Annotated in this window: 14 protein-coding genes; 13 read left to right on the top strand and 1 reads right to left on the bottom strand. The window is 62.8% G+C overall.

The genetic code is table 11. From position 1 onward, the window contains the following. The 5 genes from GYH35_RS01205 to GYH35_RS01185 are packed head-to-tail and all read left to right on the top strand — an operon-like array spanning position 1 to position 5,039. The gene (locus tag GYH35_RS01205; protein WP_202624011.1) at positions 1 to 372 is read left to right on the top strand and encodes a Rieske (2Fe-2S) protein; all 372 of its coding nucleotides are present in this window, start codon (positions 1 to 3) and stop codon (positions 370 to 372) included. Further along, positions 369 to 1,316 (top strand): AAA family ATPase, encoded by a 948-nt coding sequence (locus GYH35_RS01200; protein ID WP_161827458.1) that lies wholly within the window; start codon positions 369 to 371, stop codon positions 1,314 to 1,316. The genes GYH35_RS01205 and GYH35_RS01200 overlap by 4 nt, the downstream gene beginning before the upstream one ends. Continuing rightward, the gene (locus GYH35_RS01195; protein ID WP_161827457.1) at positions 1,316 to 3,088 is read left to right on the top strand and encodes a cobaltochelatase CobT-related protein; all 1,773 of its coding nucleotides are present in this window, start codon (positions 1,316 to 1,318) and stop codon (positions 3,086 to 3,088) included. The genes GYH35_RS01200 and GYH35_RS01195 overlap by 1 nt, the downstream gene beginning before the upstream one ends. A gap of 26 nt (positions 3,089 to 3,114) precedes the next feature. Beyond that, positions 3,115 to 3,432, top strand: coding sequence for a Dabb family protein (locus tag GYH35_RS01190; protein WP_161813978.1), 318 nt, complete (start codon positions 3,115 to 3,117; stop codon positions 3,430 to 3,432). A gap of 14 nt (positions 3,433 to 3,446) precedes the next feature. Further along, entirely contained in the window at positions 3,447 to 5,039 is a 1,593-nt protein-coding gene (locus tag GYH35_RS01185; protein ID WP_161827456.1) for an MBL fold metallo-hydrolase, read from the top strand. Between the two features lie 43 nt (positions 5,040 to 5,082). On the opposite strand, the gene GYH35_RS01180 is transcribed toward GYH35_RS01185, so the two are convergent. Next, a complete protein-coding gene (locus GYH35_RS01180; protein ID WP_161827455.1) occupies positions 5,083 to 5,526 on the bottom strand; it encodes a nuclear transport factor 2 family protein in 444 nt (147 codons plus the stop codon). Between the two features lie 133 nt (positions 5,527 to 5,659). On the opposite strand from GYH35_RS01180, the gene GYH35_RS01175 reads away from it, so the two are divergent. The 8 genes from GYH35_RS01175 (at position 5,660) to GYH35_RS01140 (ending at position 15,069) form a co-directional block, all read left to right on the top strand. Beyond that, on the top strand, positions 5,660 to 6,058 hold the full coding sequence (locus tag GYH35_RS01175; RefSeq protein ID WP_161813981.1) for a DUF6152 family protein: 399 nt from the start codon (positions 5,660 to 5,662) through the stop codon (positions 6,056 to 6,058). A gap of 90 nt (positions 6,059 to 6,148) precedes the next feature. Continuing rightward, on the top strand, positions 6,149 to 7,375 hold the full coding sequence (locus GYH35_RS01170) for an MFS transporter (RefSeq protein ID WP_161813982.1): 1,227 nt from the start codon (positions 6,149 to 6,151) through the stop codon (positions 7,373 to 7,375). Positions 7,376 to 7,468: 93 nt separating this feature from the next. Further along, positions 7,469 to 9,778: a TonB-dependent receptor gene (locus tag GYH35_RS01165; protein ID WP_161813983.1), complete on the top strand. Its 2,310-nt coding sequence runs from the start codon at positions 7,469 to 7,471 to the stop codon at positions 9,776 to 9,778. A 124-nt stretch (positions 9,779 to 9,902) separates the two neighbouring features. Continuing rightward, positions 9,903 to 12,443: a beta-glucosidase gene (locus GYH35_RS01160; protein WP_161827454.1), complete on the top strand. Its 2,541-nt coding sequence runs from the start codon at positions 9,903 to 9,905 to the stop codon at positions 12,441 to 12,443. Between the two features lie 11 nt (positions 12,444 to 12,454). Further along, positions 12,455 to 13,183 (top strand): hypothetical protein, encoded by a 729-nt coding sequence (locus GYH35_RS01155; RefSeq protein ID WP_161813985.1) that lies wholly within the window; start codon positions 12,455 to 12,457, stop codon positions 13,181 to 13,183. Beyond that, entirely contained in the window at positions 13,180 to 14,151 is a 972-nt protein-coding gene (locus tag GYH35_RS01150; RefSeq protein ID WP_161827453.1) for a sugar phosphate isomerase/epimerase family protein, read from the top strand. The genes GYH35_RS01155 and GYH35_RS01150 overlap by 4 nt, the downstream gene beginning before the upstream one ends. A gap of 22 nt (positions 14,152 to 14,173) precedes the next feature. Further along, entirely contained in the window at positions 14,174 to 14,587 is a 414-nt protein-coding gene (locus GYH35_RS01145) for a DUF6152 family protein (protein ID WP_161813987.1), read from the top strand. 11 nt (positions 14,588 to 14,598) lie between these two features. Then, on the top strand, positions 14,599 to 15,069 hold the full coding sequence (locus tag GYH35_RS01140; protein ID WP_161827452.1) for a hypothetical protein: 471 nt from the start codon (positions 14,599 to 14,601) through the stop codon (positions 15,067 to 15,069). Positions 15,070 to 15,745: the final 676 nt, after the last annotated feature.

The raw sequence follows: 15,745 nt of genomic DNA, 5'->3' as shown, positions 1-15,745 counted from the left end.
GTGAGTTGGCAGTCACATCCGCAGGCCCCGGCAGCGGACACTGAAGTGTGTTCGCTCGATTCGGTGCCGGATGGCGGGTGCATCGAGGTTGGCTTCGGTGTCGATGCGCAGGCGTTACGGCTGATCGTCCTGCGCAGCGGCGGCGAGGCGTGGGCATACGTGAACCTGTGTCCCCATTTCTCGCTGCCGCTGAATTCTCGTCCGGGCGAGTTTCTCGTTACCGAGGACCGGCATCTCATGTGCGCGTATCACTGCGCCTTGTTTCGATTCCATGACGGACTGTGCGTGGATGGGCCGGCGAAAGACCGTAGCCTCGAAGCGGTGCCTGTGACCGTCGTCGACGGTGTCGTGCGGATTGGTGTGGCGGGATGAGCGACGATGCTGAACTGTTCGCGCTGCCGGATACAACGGTGTCGCTGCGGACGGCGTTTGGCATCGACCGTGATGGCGTCGTGCCGGCGTTCAGTCGGCGCAACGATCATGTGCCGCCGGTCGATACTTCCTACCGCTTCGACCCGGAGACGACGCTGGCGATTCTCGCCGGCTTTGTTCACAACCGGCGTGTGCTGGTGCAGGGATATCACGGCACGGGCAAGTCGACGCACATCGAGCAAGTGGCGGCACGGCTCAACTGGCCGTGCGTTCGGATCAACCTCGATGGGCACGTCAGCCGGATCGATCTGATCGGCCGCGACGCCATCGTCATTCGCGATCACCGGCAGGTGACGGAGTTTCAGGAAGGGATCTTGCCCTGGGCGCTGCGCCGGAACGTCGCGTTGATCTTCGATGAGTACGACGCGGGGCGGCCGGATGTGATGTTCGTCTTGCAGCGGGTGCTGGAAGCGGAGGGCTCACTGACGTTGCTCGATCAGAATCGGGTCATTGCGCCGCATGCGTGCTTCAGGCTGTTCGCCACGTCGAACACGATTGGGTTGGGGGACGCGAGCGGGCTGTATCACGGCACGCAGCTCATCAACCAGGGGCACCTGGATCGGTGGCATATCGTCGCGGTGTTGAACTATCTGCAGCCGGTCGTGGAGATGGCCATTGTGCGTGCACGGGTGCCTGCTCTCGCGGACAGGTGGCCGCAGGCGATCGAGGCCATGGTGACGCTCGCTGGATTGATCCGACATGCGTTCGTGGCAGGAGATATCTCGACGGTGATGTCGCCGCGGGCGGTGCTTTCGTGGGCTGAGAATGCGGTGATCTTCGGCGATCTCAGGCGCGCGTTCGAGTTGAGCTTCTTGAATAAATGCGATGAGTCCGAGCGGGTGGCGGTGATGGAGCTGCATCAGCGCTGCTTCGGAGAGGCGTGATGATTGCGTCGGCCGCCGCTCTGGATAGCCGCACCGACGTTGGCGAGGAGGAGAGGCTCGGGCGGCTCAAGCAAGCGTCTTTGACGACGCTGAAGGCGATCAGCGATGCTGCTGATCCGCCGGGAGCGGCGGCGCTCATTGGCGCAATCCGACAGCTGCCGAGCGATTCTTCGACGCTTGCCATCTGGCGCGGCCGCGTCGATGCGCACGCCTTCCGATTGAGATTCAGCGACCCCGCGCTCCACGCGGAGCTGCGCCCCGCCGGCGCTGCCGCGCCGTTGTATGATGCGCTCGAGCAGTGTCGAGTCGAGGCGCTCGGCATGCGGCTATTTCCAGGCGCGCGCGCGAACCTCGCCGCGCTATATCGAGCGCAGCAATCGGATAGTACGCAGCACGCATTGATCGAGGCTGCGAGGAACTGCTTCGAACAAGGCTCGGAGGCGCAGCCTCATCGAGCGCAGCAGTCGGAGAGTACGCAGCAAGCATTAATCGAGGCGGCGACGAGCTGCTTCGATCAAAGGTTGCCGCCGCATTCTCACGATGAACGGTCGGTGAGTTTGGCGCTGTCGCGGCTGGCGAAACTGCTGCATGACCAGCGAGCGTTTGGGATTGAGGCGGCGAGGTTCGCGGAGGAGATGGCGCGCGGCGAGCGGAGCGAGGCCGAAGCGGCGGCGCAGCCGGAGCCGAGCGGACGATCCGACGCGAACGAAGAAGCGCAGCGACCGCAGTTCCCCGAGTCGGCGGTAGTGCAAGCCGAGGCCCTGCACGTCGACATCCTGCGTCGAATCAGCAATGAACCTCGCGGCCGGATCGTGCCAAGAGCAACGGGCAGTGAAGCAGGCGAGGCCGGCTATCGCGTCTTCACCCGAGAGTTCGATGCCGTCGTCGATGCATCGTCCCTGATCGACGACGCGAAGCGTCGGGAACTGACGCATCGGTTCGAAGATCTGTCAGCAGCATCGCGCGGAAACATCAGCCGCTGGGCCCATCGCCTGCAACGCTACCTGCTCTCACGCCAACGCCGATCCTGGACCTTCGATTGTGAAGAAGGGCTGCTCGACGCCGGCCGGCTCGCTCGCGTGGTCTGCGATCCATTACTGCCGTTGTTATTCAAACAGGAAACCGACACCGACTGGCCCGAAACCGCCGTCACGATCCTGATCGACAACTCTGGCTCGATGCGAGGACTGCCCATCGTCATCGCATCCGTCTGTGCCGAGCAGTTGGGCGCCGTGCTCGAGCGCTGCGGAGTCACGACAGAAATCCTCGGCTTCACAACTCAACGTTGGCGGGGCGGGCGCAGCCGCGAACGCTGGATCGCCGAGCGCCGGCCACCGAACCCGGGTCGCCTCACCGACCTGAATCACATCATTTACAAATCCGCCGACGTGCAATGGCGGCACGCGCGCCGCAAGCTCATCGCCATGCTCGACGAATCCCTGCTCAAGGAGAACGTCGACGGCGAGGCGCTGCTCTGGGCTCACCAGCGGCTCCGTCGCCGGCCCGAGCGCCGAAAAATCCTGATGGTCATCTCCGATGGCGCGCCGCTCGACGACGCCACGCTGTCAGCAAACGATTTCGGTTACCTCGACCGCCACCTGCGCTCGGTCATTGAATCGTTGGAAACCGACGGGAGCATCGAGCTGCTGGCCATCGGCATCGGCCACGATGTCGGTTCCTACTATGCCAATGCGTTTACTGTTACCGAGCCCCAAGAACTCGGCGAAGCCATGGTGAGGCAGCTCGTTGCACGCCTGAAGGCCGGCCTATGAAGACAAAGTACGAACAGAGTTCCGCGATGGTAAAGCACCTGGTGATGTGGCGCTTGCGAGCCGCCGAGAATGGCGAGCGCGCCGAGCAATTGGCATCGATCGCGCGGGCCATCGAAGCCATGCGCAACGGCATTCATGGTCTGCAGCGGGTCGAGCTGGGGCGCGATCAGTCGCAGGTCTCCGATTCGGCCGACCTGGTTCTGTACTGCGAGTTCGACAGCTGGGCGGCGCTGCAGGCCTACGAAACCCATCCGCTGCACGAGCAGCTCAAACGTTTGATCGGGCCGCTGCGCGTCGAGCGCCGCGTGGTCGATTACGAAACCGGCATGACATTGGACGCATGACATTCGGGGGAACAATGAGAAGTCGATTGGTTCATGTGCTCGCGACGCTGCTCTCGGGCGCGCTGACACTCGGGGCGCTGCAGGCGCGGGCATCGAGCGACGACAAGGCAATCGTGACGGCCGCGGCCGAAGCGTTGGGTGGACTCGACAGGGTGCGCTCGGTTAAAAACATCACACTGTCCGGCTATGGCCAGTACGCCTATATGTTCGGCGGCGGCAATATCAGCGGCTCGCCCGAGGCGCCGCAGAAGTATCAGGCAGCGAACGATCTCAAGCGTGTCTACGACCTGGAGCACGGCCGCTTCCAGCAGCTGGAACGGCGCAATTTCCTGTTCCCGTTCGCGGCAATCTTCGGCCATGCCTATGCACAGTCCAATCTGGTGCTCGACGGCGACATCGGTTACGAGACCGGGCGCGAGGGCCAGTTCGTCCGCTCGCGCAAGTGGATCGAAAGCCCGCTGCATATCGATGGCGTGCACATGCGCCGCATGTGGATGTTGAACAATCCGGTGGCGTTGGTGCGTGCGGCCCTCGACCCGGCCAACCAACTCAGCGCGCCGCGTAAGGAAGGCGATCTCACCGTGCTCGATCTCACCCTGAAGCAGGGTGACAAGCTGAGCTTCGCCATCGACAACCGTTCCAAGCTGCCGACCTGGGTGCGCTGGAAAAATCCGCACAGCAATCTCGGCCAGGTGACGCTCACGACGCACCTCAGCGGCTACGCGCCGTATGGCGGCCTGAAGATGCCGCTGGGTTACGTGACGCGCATCGACTGGCGCAACGTCGACTACTTCAAGATGTATGTCGATGACTATGTGGTCGACACCCAGATCGCCGATCTCGCAGCGCCGGAGGCTCTGCGCTCCGCATCCGATGCGGATCCCGTCGTCACATCCGAAGCGACGCAGGTCGCCCCTGGTGTATGGCGTCTGACCCCCTATGGCAATACCGTGTTCGAGTTCGCCGATCATCTCGCGATCTATGAGCTCGGCGGCAGCCACGCCGCAGCCAAGGCGGCGATCGACAAGGCGCGCACCCTGGTGCCGGGCAAGCCGCTCACCGAATATATTCCTTCGCATCATCACTTCGATCACACGGCGGGATTCCGCGTCGGCATTGCCGAAGGCCTCACCGTCGTTTCCCGCTTTGGCAACGAGGGCATCTTTCGTGAGATGGCCGAGCGGCGTGCGCCGGATTATCCGGATGCGCTGGAGAAGAACCGCAAGCCGTTCAAGTTCCGCGGCTTCGACGATCACCTGCGCATGTCGGATTCGAAGGCGACCGTCGATTTGTATTGGGCGCGAGCCAACACGCACATGGCCGACGCGGTGTTCGCGTATGTGCCGGCGTCCAAGGTGTTCGTGGAAGGCGACATGGCCACGGCCGCGAAGGACTATCAGTTCTGGGGCGACAACTACATGGACACTGTCGAGCACTACAAGCTCGATGTGGAAACGCTCTCGACCGTCCACATGGGCATCATGAAGCCCGCAGAGGTGATCGAGATGGTGAAGGGCGGTGTGCAGCGGGCCCGCGAGCGGTGCGCGGCCGAGCTTGCGAAAGGCAACTACTTCCCGGGTTGTCCCATCGTCAGCAATCGTTATTGATCGACAGGTCACGGGGCAGCGACGGCGCTGCCCCGTGATGCATTCAGATCATGCCGTTCTTGTTGCGAGATTTCTCCTCCGGCGGAATGGCCTCGGTCACCGCCCAGTGCTCGGCGATCTGGCCGTCCTGGATCCGGAAGATTTCCATGGTCGCGACCGGGCCGTTGGGATCTTCCCGGCGAAAGTGCACGACGACCAGGTCGCCCTCGGCGACGACCCGGGCGAACTTCGGCATCGCGCCTTTGCCCTTGGGCGTCATCATGTCGATGTAATTGAGGATCGCCGCCCGCCCGGACGGAATATTCGGCATGTGCTGGATGTAGTCCTCGCGCACGATCCTGGTCACGGTCTGCTTGTCGCGCGATTCGACGGCACGGAAGAACTGCTCCACCAGCGCCTTGTTGGCGGGCAGGTCGTTGGCGCCGCCGGCCAGGCCGACGCTGGCGGCCAGCAGCAGGCCCGCCGCGCCTGCGATCAAATATTTCATCGGGATCTCCGGGTAGGGCGTGATTGCCTGGAGTTAATACGTTGCACCGGTCCGCGCCCGGACAAGAATTGTCGACACGGCCCCGAGTGTTTCGTTTAACGCTTCAAGCAGATCGCTTCGAAGAGGAAACACCATGGGTTCGATCTCACGCATTGTGAGCGGCTGTGTCGCCGCCGCCTTGCTCTCGGCCGCCGTGCCTTCGCTGGCGCATCACTCCTTCCCGGCGACGTACTACATCGACAAGTCCGTCACCATCAAGGGCAAGGTGGTGCAGTTCATGTTCCGCAATCCGCACTCGATGATCATCGTGCTGGCGCCCGGACCGGACGGCAAGGACGTGCGCTACGCCGTCGAATGGGCCGCGGCCGGCGCGCTGGCCAAAGATGGCCAGGCCTCGCGTGAGTCGCTGAAGCCCGGCGATGTCGTGATCATCACCGGCGCTCCGGGCCGGCAGGAGACCGATCACAAAATCCGTCTGAACCAGATCGAGCGGCCCGCCGACGGTTGGAAGTGGGGCGGCACGTTCGAGTAACGCTCATCGCAGATGGGCGCCGGCGACCAATGACATAAGGGCGGCGCAAGGTCATGCCGCCTCCATACAACAGCTTTCGGGGGATGCGCGATGACCAATTCGCAAGGGCAGTGGGACACGTCGTATGAATGGAAGGCCGTCACGCTGCTGACGCTGGCGTTCGGCCTGGTGGGACTGGATCGATGGATCATCGCGCCGTTGTTTCCATCGATGATGCAGGATCTCGGCCTGGACTATCAGGCGCTCGGCAATCTGATCGGCGCGCTCGGGCTGGCGTGGGGTGTGTTTGCAATCGTGGCCGGCGGTCTCTCCGATCGGCTCGGTCGTCGCAAGATCCTGGTGCCCGCCATCATCGGCTTCTCGTTGCTGTCGGGCATGAGCGGCTTCGCGCAGGGCCTGACCAGCTTGATCTTCATTCGCGCGCTGATGGGCATCACGGAAGGATCGTTCTGTCCCACCAGCTTCGCCGCGACCGCCGACGCCTCGTTGCCGAAGCGTCGTGGTTTCAATCTCGGTGTACAGCAGAGCGCGTTTCCGCTGCTGGGTCTGGCGCTCGGTCCCATCATCGCCACGCAACTGCTGCAAGTCGTGAATTGGCGCTGGGTGTTCGTGCTGGTCGCGATTCCCGGCTTGATTCTTGGCTTGCTGATGTGGCGCACGATTCGTGAGCCGGCGACTGTCGGCGCGAATGCAAAAGCGGAGCGTGCGCCGCTCGGCGATCTGCTGAAACATCCGAACGTGAAGCTCGGCATGATCGCGCTGATGTGCGCGATGAGCGGCATCTTCGTGTTGAGCGCCATGGTGCCGAACTACCTGGTCGACTACCTGAAGCTCACGACGGTGCAGATGGGCTTTGTAACGTCGGCCATCGGCTTCGGCGGTTTCCTCGGTCAGGTCGTGTTGCCCGGTGCGTCGGATCTGCTTGGAAGGAAGCTCGTCGCTGTCGGCGGCTTCGTCCTGGGCGCCGCGTTCCTGTACGCCTTCATGCACGTCGGTCCGAATCCGGCGCTGTTGTTTGCGCTGCTGTTCGTCTGCTGTTTCTTCTGTTTCGGTTTGCTGGGATTGATCACGGGACCGATCGCAGCCGAAGCGGCGCCTCGCGGACTCATCTCTTCGACCGCCGGCGTCATCATCGGCACAGGTGAAATCTTCGGCGGCGGCATTGCGCCCGCAATCGCCGGCAATGTCGCGCAGACCTACGGAATCCAGCACGTGCTCACGATGGCGCTGATCGGTCTGTGCGCCGGCGTCGTGGTCAGTTTGTTTCTACGCGAGACCGCGCCTCGCAAGCTCGAGGCCGCGTTGGCGGAAGCTTGAAAACATCGCCGACCAGAATGTCGGTGACGGAGCGAACCATACGTTTTTGTTTCCAGTAGCTCCGAAAACATCTGTGATCATGGGGGAAACGCAATGCTTCGCATGCCAAGAAAATCGCTGAGCCTGTGTGGGCTGGCGCTGCTGACCGCATCGTCGGGCCTGGCTGCAGCGCCGCAGGATACGGTCGCTCCAGTCAACGACACGGCCGAATCCGGCGGCAGCCTGGAAGAAGTGATGGTCATGGCCCGCCGCCGTGAGGAGAGCCTGCAGGAAGTGCCGATCGCCATCACCGCGATGGGCACCGAAGATCTGGAGATGCGCGGCATCGATTCGACTGAAGGCCTGAACCGCATGGTGCCGAACGTCGTGATCGCCAGCACCAACTTCTTCGGCCGGCAGGGCGGCAGCTTCCGCATGCGTGGCTTGCCGAACGTCGGCGTCTATGTCGACGGCATCGCGTCGAACAGCAGCGCCGGCACACTGATGAACATCGTCGAAGTGGATCGCGTCGAAGTGCTGCGCGGTCCGCAGGGCACGCTGTTCGGCAAGAACGTGATCGGCGGTGCGATTCAATACATCACCAAGCGGCCTCAGGACACGTTCGGCGCGCGCGTGAAGTCGACGGTCGGCTCGTACGATCGCTTCGATGTTTCCGCGAACGTCGATCTTCCCCTGAGCGAGACGTTCCTGACCAAGATCACCGCCGCCAAACTGTCGCGCGACGGTTTCGTGCCGAGCACGACCGTCGACAAGCGCTTCGGCAGCCAGAACGATACGACGGGCCGGTTGGATCTGCTGTGGCAGCCCTCGGATTCGTTCAACTGGCGCTTTGCGGCGGGCTACGACGACATGCGCACCAACGGCAATCCCTCGACGGTGTGGGCATTGAACCCGGTGTGCCCCGGCGATCCGAATCCGCCGGCGAACTTCCCGGGCGGCGCGCCGAACTTCCCTTGCATCTATGAAGCGGCGGGTCTGCCGATCGATCAAGAGTACGTCTATGGCGCCCGCGAGGAGCGCAAGACGGCCAGCGACTACAACGGTCCCGAGCTCTACACCAAGGTCAAATCGTTTTCCACGGAGATCAACTACGAGTTGAACGACACCTGGGCGTTGAAGGGCATCGGCAGCCGCCGTGAGATTCGCACGACCGCCTATGCGGACTTCGACGGTACGCCGTATCACATCTTCGACGGCGCGAATTACAGCGAGCCCGAAGAAACCAGTGCGGAGCTGCAGTTCCTGTTCAGCGGCGACCGTTTTCACGGCACCAACGGCTTGTACTACTACAACAACGAAACCTACGGTCGCCGCATCAACTGGCTGGCGAACGATCTGAAGCGCGAAGTCGATCCGGCTCGCAATGCGCTGGCCTCGGCGTATGTCGGCGGGTTCTTCTTTGCGCCGGTGATCGACCAGCTGTCCTACACCAAGACCGAAGGTTGGGCGGTGTTCGCCGAGTGGACTTACGACGTGACCGACAAGTTCTCGATTACGGCCGGCGCGCGCTACAACGAGGACGAAGTCACCAACGCGCAGTACACGCCGGAGACGCCGGTGTCCGTGGCTTGTTGTTCGCCGGTGCTGAGCGTGGAGACCAACGGTGGTCCGGCTCGCCCGGGCACGGCGCTGGGCGACAAGTGGACCAACATCGCGCCACGTCTGTCGTTCCAGTACCAGTGGAACGACGACATCATGACTTATCTGACGTATTCGGAAGGCTTCAACCAGGGCGGCGTCAACAACGTCAACGGCCTGGCGATCGGCTTCGATCCGGAAACGTTGAAGAACTACGAGGTCGGTCTGCGTTCGGATCTGTTCGAGCGCCGCCTGCGCTTCAATGCCTCGGTGTTCTATGGCCAGTACCAGGACATCCAGGTCAGCGAAGAAATCATTCCGCGCTTCCCGACCACCACCAACGCCGGCGAGGCGGAAGTGAAGGGCGTGGAGATCGAAGGCGTCTTCCTGGTCAGCGACAACTTCTCCATCAACTACGGCGCGGGCTGGATCGATTCGGAGTACACCGACCTCGGCACGTCGACCGCGATTCCGCTCGGCGCGCGCTTCCCGTATGCGCCGGAGAAGTCGTACAGCATCGGCGGTCAATACGACCTGGCTCTCGCTTCGGGCGGTCTGACGTTCCGCGCCGATTACGGTTGGCAGGACGAAGTGGATACGGCTGCTGACATTCAGAAGTCGGTGATCCCAGACTACGGCTTGCTCAGCGCCCGCATCATGTATGCCGCGCCGAATGGCAAGTGGGATGTGTCGCTGTTCGGCTCGAACCTGACAAATGAGTACTACCGCATCAACGGTTTCTACATTCCGACGGATCAGATGGACAACGGCACGCTCGGCCGGCCGCGGGAGTGGGGCCTGACGTTCGGCTTCCGCTTCGAGTAATCCATGTTTATTTAGGAATGGCCCTGCGGGTTGGCGCCGGGTACGAGGGTGCCCGGCCTGACTCGACTTTTCCTGATCGATCCTGGTTGGAGTGTCGATGCGAGCGAACGCGCTGCGATTAATTTTGGCAACGCTGTCAGTGGCGGCGACGGCGAATGCGAGCACGCTGGATGCAACGGGCGGCTTCTCACCGGCCGTGCAAGCGCTCGTGTCGCAGATGACGCTCGATGAGAAGCTGACGATGGTGCAGGGATCGCGCGATCCGGCATATAACGGCGGCGCTGGTTACATCGCCGGCGTGCCGCGTCTGGGCATTCCGCCGCTGCGCATGGCGGATGGTCCGGCAAACGTCTATGTGAGATATGAAACGACGGCGCTGCCTCAGCCCATCACGCTCGCAGCGACGTTCAGTCGAGAGTACGCGAAGCAGTATGGCGAGATTCTCGGGCGCGAGTCGCGCGCCACTCGCAACGATGTGCTGCTTGGACCGATGGTCAATCTGTCGCGGTTGCCGAATTGGGGCCGCAACGTCACGAGCTTCGGCGAGGATCCCTTCGTCATTGGCCAGCTCGCCGCCGCGGAGATCGGCGGCATTCAGTCGACCGGCACGATGGCGAATGCCAAACATTTCCTCGCCAACAATCAGTCGCTGAATCAGGGCGGCGGCATCCATGGCGCCGAGGGGTTCGACTTCATCGTCGATCAGCGCACCCTGCATGAAATCTACCTGCCGGGCTTCGAGGCGTCGCTGCGGGCGGGAGTGGCTTCGGTCATGGCCTCGTATAACAAGACGAATGGGTTCTGGAACGCCGAGAACCCGGGAAATCTCACCGGCCTGTTGCGCGATGAGTTGAAGTGGGATGGCTTTGTCGTTTCCGACTGGCACGCCAATCGGAGCACGCCGTCCATCGTGGCGGGCCTGGACATGGAGATGCCCGGCGTGGGGCCGCAATATCCCACCGGTCGTGAAGGCGCCAAGTGGGGCCCGCGATTGAAGGCTGCGGTGGACAGTAAACAAGTCCGCACCGAGGCGTTGGATCGTGCGGTCGGGCGTGTGCTCACGCAGATGGAGAAGTTCGGTTTCTTGAACGGTACTCGTGTGCCGGGGCCGACCGAGATCGATGTCGAAGGCCACGCCGCCTTTGCTCGCAAGCTGGCGGGCGAGGGCGCAGTGCTGCTCAAGAACCAAGGAAACATTCTGCCGTTGAGCGCCGAGGCCGTGGGCGACGTGCTGCTGATCGGTCCGACGGCGGAGCAGTTGGCCATCGGTCCGGGCATCTCCGGGTTTGAGTCGCGCTTCATTTCGCCTCGCGAAGCATTACAGCGCTCGCTGGGCTCGAGCACGCCGTTGAAGCACGTCGTTGGCGATGAGCTGACGGGCGCGGCGATCCCGGCCGAGTTCCTGACACCGGAAGGTGCGCAAGGCTCTGGGTTATTGCGTCGTGCCTCGGACTCGACGCCGATGGGCGTGGATGCGGGTGTGAGCTTCACCGGAGACAAAGCTTTGCCCGTGGGGCGCGGCTATTCCTGGCGCGGGACGCTCAAGGTCAATGAGAGCGGCACATACGCGCTGCAAATTCATAGCTGGGGTGGCACGGGCGTGCTCAAGGTCGATGGACAGCCTCGCGCGTTCTCGGCGGCTGTGCGTTTCGGGCATGGCATTCCTCGCAAGTATTCGAGCGTCGTGCCGACCAATGATGGATTGGACAACGCGCAGTACAGCGTGGAACTCGTCGCCGGTAAGTCATATGCCATCGAAGTCGAAGGCCAGGCCGAGCCCGATTCGAAACTGCAGGTGCGGTTGGCTTGGGTCACCCCAGCCATGCGCAAACAAAACATCGCCGACGCCGTGGCGGCTGCGAAGCAAGCGCGCACAGCGGTGATATTCGCGTGGGCTCGCAGCGGTGAGTTCGACGATCCGGATCAGGCGCTGCGATTGCCGAACGATCAGGACGAACTGATCTCCGCCGTCGCGCGTGTGAATCCGCGAACCATCGTTGTGTTCAACAGCGGCAGTCCGCATGACATGCCTTGGCGCGATCGGGTCAAGGGCATCGTGTACATGGGGTATCCGGGGCAGGAGGGCGGCTGGGCGACGGCGGACGTGCTGCTCGGCAAGACCAATCCCGGTGGCCGATTGGCAATGACGTTCCCGAAGAAGTTCTCCGATGTCGCGGCGTTCGATCCGAAACATCCGGAGCGCTACGCCGGCGTGAACAAACAGGTGGTGTACTCGGAAGGCATCTTCACTGGGTACCGTCATTTCGATGAACTCGAGATCGCGCCGTTGCATCCTTTCGGTTTCGGTCTCTCATACACGACGTTCGCCTACTCGAACTTGAACGTCACGCCGCGCGGCGACGGCTTCGATGTCAGCTTCACCGTGCGGAACACGGGCAAGGTCGCCGGCGCCGATGTGCCGCAGGTTTATCTCGAGCGTCCCGCAAAAGCGCCGGTGCCGATGGCGCCGAAGACGCTGGTTGGGTTCGATCGAGTCGCGCTCGCGCCCTCGGAACAGAAGTCGGTGACGGTGCATGTGACGCCGCGCCAGCAATCGTACTGGTCTGAGGCGGATCGCGGCTGGCGCAAGGCCGAGGGCGCGAGGGGCGTCCTCGTCGGCTCGTCGTCACGCGATATCAAGCTCTCCGGCCAGCTGCCGCAGTAATCGAGGACATCATGAGCATTAGAAACAAAGTCATGTCCCGCTCGCTCGCGTTGGGACTGATCGCGCTGGGCACGGCTGGCATCGCAGTCGGTGCGACGCCGGATCTGTCGGGCTTCTGGGAACTGAAGCACGATAGCAAGAAGGTCACCCCGGCCGAGGTGACTGCCGAAGGCAAGCGCCTGGCCGAAGCGAATCGTCCGAAGGTCGAGGACGGCATGATCATGACGTATGCATCGCGCTGGTGTCATCCGCTCGGCACGCCGTTCATCATGGGCGACTCCGCGCCGCTGGATCTGATTCAGTCCAAGAAGGAGCTGGCGATCACGGCGGAAGTGCAGTCCTCGGCGCGTCACATCTATCTCGATGGCCGTCCGCATCCGGACATGGATGCTTTCGATCCGACCACCAACGGCCATTCCATCGGGCACTGGGAAGGCAACGTGCTGGTCGTGGACACCGTCGGCTTCAACGATCGCGGCAATCCCATGGTGCCGGGCGGTGGCGTGCGCGGTGAGAGCTCGCATCTCGTCGAGCGCTATGAGCTCGTCGATGGCGGTGAACGTTTGAAAGTGACGTTCACCTGGACTGACCCGAAGATTTTCGTGAAGCCGCACACGTATTCGTTCACGTACTACAAGGCGTCGCCGGAGGCGTATGCGTTGGAGTACTTCTGCGATTCCAGCGACCCGGAGCGTGCGAAGACGGCCGAAGAGCCGCCGCAGATCCAGAGTAAAGAATGAATATGCAGCGACGCGACTTTCTACGTTGCGCGGGCGCAGCTGCGGTCGGCGGAGCAAGCGCGGCCGCAACGGCGATCGGCGGCCTGGGCGCGGCGATGATGACGTACTCGAGCGTCTCGAGGTCGGATACGCGTCGCTATGAGCTCGGCATTCAGTTCTTCACGTTCAATGCCCTGGCGACGCAGGGCTGGGATAAGTTTTCCGAAGCGATGGTAATCGCGCGCGGGCTCGGCTACGAGGCGATTCAGTTCGCAGGTCTGATGGGGCACTCACCGGCGTTGGTCCGAAAGCGTGCGGCGGAGTTGGGCCTGGCCCTGCGAACGATGCACATTGGCAACGATCAGGTGCGCGCGTTTCGTGCACCGGGCGGTTCGATCAGCGAAGCGCAGGACGCCGTATATACGCCGACCGGCATCGTGCAACTCACGCGGGTCAACGTACCGCTCGCTCGCGATCTGGGTTGCGAATGGGCTGTCGTCGCAGCGTCGGGTCCAACGAACATGCAGTCGTTGGATAACGTGCGGCGCATGTGTGACGCGCTCAATGCGGCGAACGAGATTGCGCGCAAGGCGGGCATCGGCCTGTCGTATCACGGTCATGGTCCGGACTATCGGTCGCTGCAAGGGCAGAACGTATTCGAGTTCATGCTCGCCCACACCGAGCCGACGATTCGGTTCGAGCTCGATGTCGCCTGGGTCGCCGCTGGCGGCGCGGATCCGGTGGCTTTGATCGATAGGCATGCGGCGCGCATCGTGAGCTTTCATTTGAAGGATTGGACCCAGGCGGGCAAGGCGGCGACCGTTGGCGACGGTCAGATCGACTTCGCAGGCATCTATCGCGCCGCTGCGCGCATCGACAAGCCCATTTTCAACGTGGAATGCGAAGGCGGGCCGGGCGTGGATCTCACGCGCGAAGCCAGGCGCAGCCTGGAGCATCTGCGCCCGTTGGGCTGGACGTTGACGGCATGAGAATTTGCTTTGGAGTGACAACATGAAATTTCGACTGTTCCTTGGCATGGGGGCGCTTCTCGCCGCGTCGGCGACGCTGGCTCACCATTCGTTTGCGATGTTCGATCAGAAACAGGTGTGGACCTGGGAAGGCACAGTGGTCGAGTACAGCTGGCGCCAGCCTCACGTGCACATCATCGTGCAGGTGCCCGACAACCAGAAGAACCCGAAACTGGGCGGCACGTGGGACTTCGAAAGCTCCGGCCCGAACATCGGCGCGCGCCAGGGGTGGTCCCGCACGACGTTCAAACCGGGCGACAAGATTACGGTGGTCGGCAATCCCAAGGTCGACGGCAGCAAGGGCGCTTCGTTGAAATATGCGAAGACCGCATCGGGGCAGATCCTGTATCACGACGTCGAACGCAAGGTCACACCGGAAAACACTCCGGCGACATGAGGTGAGTTGTCATGCTCGGGCGATGGCAATGGGCGATGGCTGTGGGATTGGTGGCGGGCGTTTTTTCGGCTGGCTGTTCTAAACCCGCACCGGTTAGGTCTGAGGCGGCTCCGGCTGCGGGTGCGCCTTCGTTCAAGGTGGTCGGGCCGAGTCGTCAGGTGATGGTGGCTATTACCATCCCTGCGTCGGAGGCGGTCTTCAATGCGGCTGCCGAGCCGCCGACGACGGATGAGCAGTGGGTGAGTGTGGAACGGGCGGCGCTTGCACTCGCTGAGTCGGGGAATCTGTTGCTGATCCCGGGGCGTGCGGTTGATGAGGGCGAGTGGTCGCGCTTCTCACATATGTTGATTGATACGGCGGCTCAGGCGTACGCGGCTTCGCAGGCGAAGGACATCGAGGGTGTTTCGGAGGCGGGAAACGCAATTTACGAGGCTTGCGAAGGGTGCCATAAGAAATATTTGCCGCAGCCGGCGGCTCCTTAGCTTTTCGGAGAAGAGGGCGTCGGTGGTTCGGCAGCGCCAGGGCCGGGGGTGTTCTCCCGGCACCGCGCACCCGCCTGCGCACGCTTCGCTCCCGCTGTCGCGGGCGCCCTGCTTGTACGTCCCTGTAGCGCTGCTACGAAAGGTCCATGCTTTTCGAAGCTGCCGGGAGAACACCCCCGGCCCTGACGCTGCCCGAGATGTGGGCTGCGCTTTGAGACAAAGAGCAGAGCTCACAACGAAGCACGCTCTTTGCCTTTCGACGCTTCAAGCTCATCTACGATATCGGGCAGCTTCCGAGCACATCCAAACCCCGCCATCGTTTGCTAGTGCTTGCCTCTCAAGCCTGCAAGCTCATCCGCGACATCGGGCGGCGGCGGAGGCTTGTTCAGGGAGCTTCTCGGCGCAGCGGACAAATGCCCACCATCGTTTGCTAGTGCCTGCCTTCGCGATATCGGGCGGCGTCAGGGTGGGGGTGTCTCCTTCCGGCAGCTTTTCGGCACATGGATGGGGCCGAAACAGCAGGGCTCATCATGGACGTGACGCGAGGAGCGCAATGCGCTCCGGCGGGCGCCCGGTGCCGGAAGGAGACACCCCCACCCTGGCGCTGCCGAGCCACCGGCGCGTCAAACGCACTCTTCGGCGCGACGCCGAGCCACCGGCGCGTCAAACGCACTCT

It is taken from the genome of Steroidobacter agaridevorans, from assembly GCF_009932555.1.
Taxonomy (GTDB): Bacteria; Pseudomonadota; Gammaproteobacteria; order Steroidobacterales; family Steroidobacteraceae; genus Steroidobacter; species Steroidobacter agaridevorans.
The sequence above is the reverse complement of the archived record's forward strand: the minus strand, read 5'-3'. Positions and strand labels throughout refer to the sequence as shown.

What these genes read in the sequence shown, in the direction of transcription:
- GYH35_RS01145 (WP_161813987.1), top strand. Translation starts at nt 14,174, where the DNA reads ATGAAATTTCGACTGTTCCTTGGCATGGGGGCGCTTCTCGCCGCGTCG.
- GYH35_RS01180 (WP_161827455.1), bottom strand. Translation starts at nt 5,526, where the DNA reads ATGAAATATTTGATCGCAGGCGCGGCGGGCCTGCTGCTGGCCGCCAGC.
- GYH35_RS01190 (WP_161813978.1), top strand. Translation starts at nt 3,115, where the DNA reads ATGGTAAAGCACCTGGTGATGTGGCGCTTGCGAGCCGCCGAGAATGGC.
- GYH35_RS01170 (WP_161813982.1), top strand. Translation starts at nt 6,149, where the DNA reads ATGACCAATTCGCAAGGGCAGTGGGACACGTCGTATGAATGGAAGGCC.
- GYH35_RS01185 (WP_161827456.1), top strand. Translation starts at nt 3,447, where the DNA reads ATGAGAAGTCGATTGGTTCATGTGCTCGCGACGCTGCTCTCGGGCGCG.
- GYH35_RS01175 (WP_161813981.1), top strand. Translation starts at nt 5,660, where the DNA reads ATGGGTTCGATCTCACGCATTGTGAGCGGCTGTGTCGCCGCCGCCTTG.
- GYH35_RS01200 (WP_161827458.1), top strand. Translation starts at nt 369, where the DNA reads ATGAGCGACGATGCTGAACTGTTCGCGCTGCCGGATACAACGGTGTCG.
- GYH35_RS01150 (WP_161827453.1), top strand. Translation starts at nt 13,180, where the DNA reads ATGAATATGCAGCGACGCGACTTTCTACGTTGCGCGGGCGCAGCTGCG.
- GYH35_RS01165 (WP_161813983.1), top strand. Translation starts at nt 7,469, where the DNA reads ATGCTTCGCATGCCAAGAAAATCGCTGAGCCTGTGTGGGCTGGCGCTG.
- GYH35_RS01140 (WP_161827452.1), top strand. Translation starts at nt 14,599, where the DNA reads ATGCTCGGGCGATGGCAATGGGCGATGGCTGTGGGATTGGTGGCGGGC.
- GYH35_RS01155 (WP_161813985.1), top strand. Translation starts at nt 12,455, where the DNA reads ATGAGCATTAGAAACAAAGTCATGTCCCGCTCGCTCGCGTTGGGACTG.
- GYH35_RS01195 (WP_161827457.1), top strand. Translation starts at nt 1,316, where the DNA reads ATGATTGCGTCGGCCGCCGCTCTGGATAGCCGCACCGACGTTGGCGAG.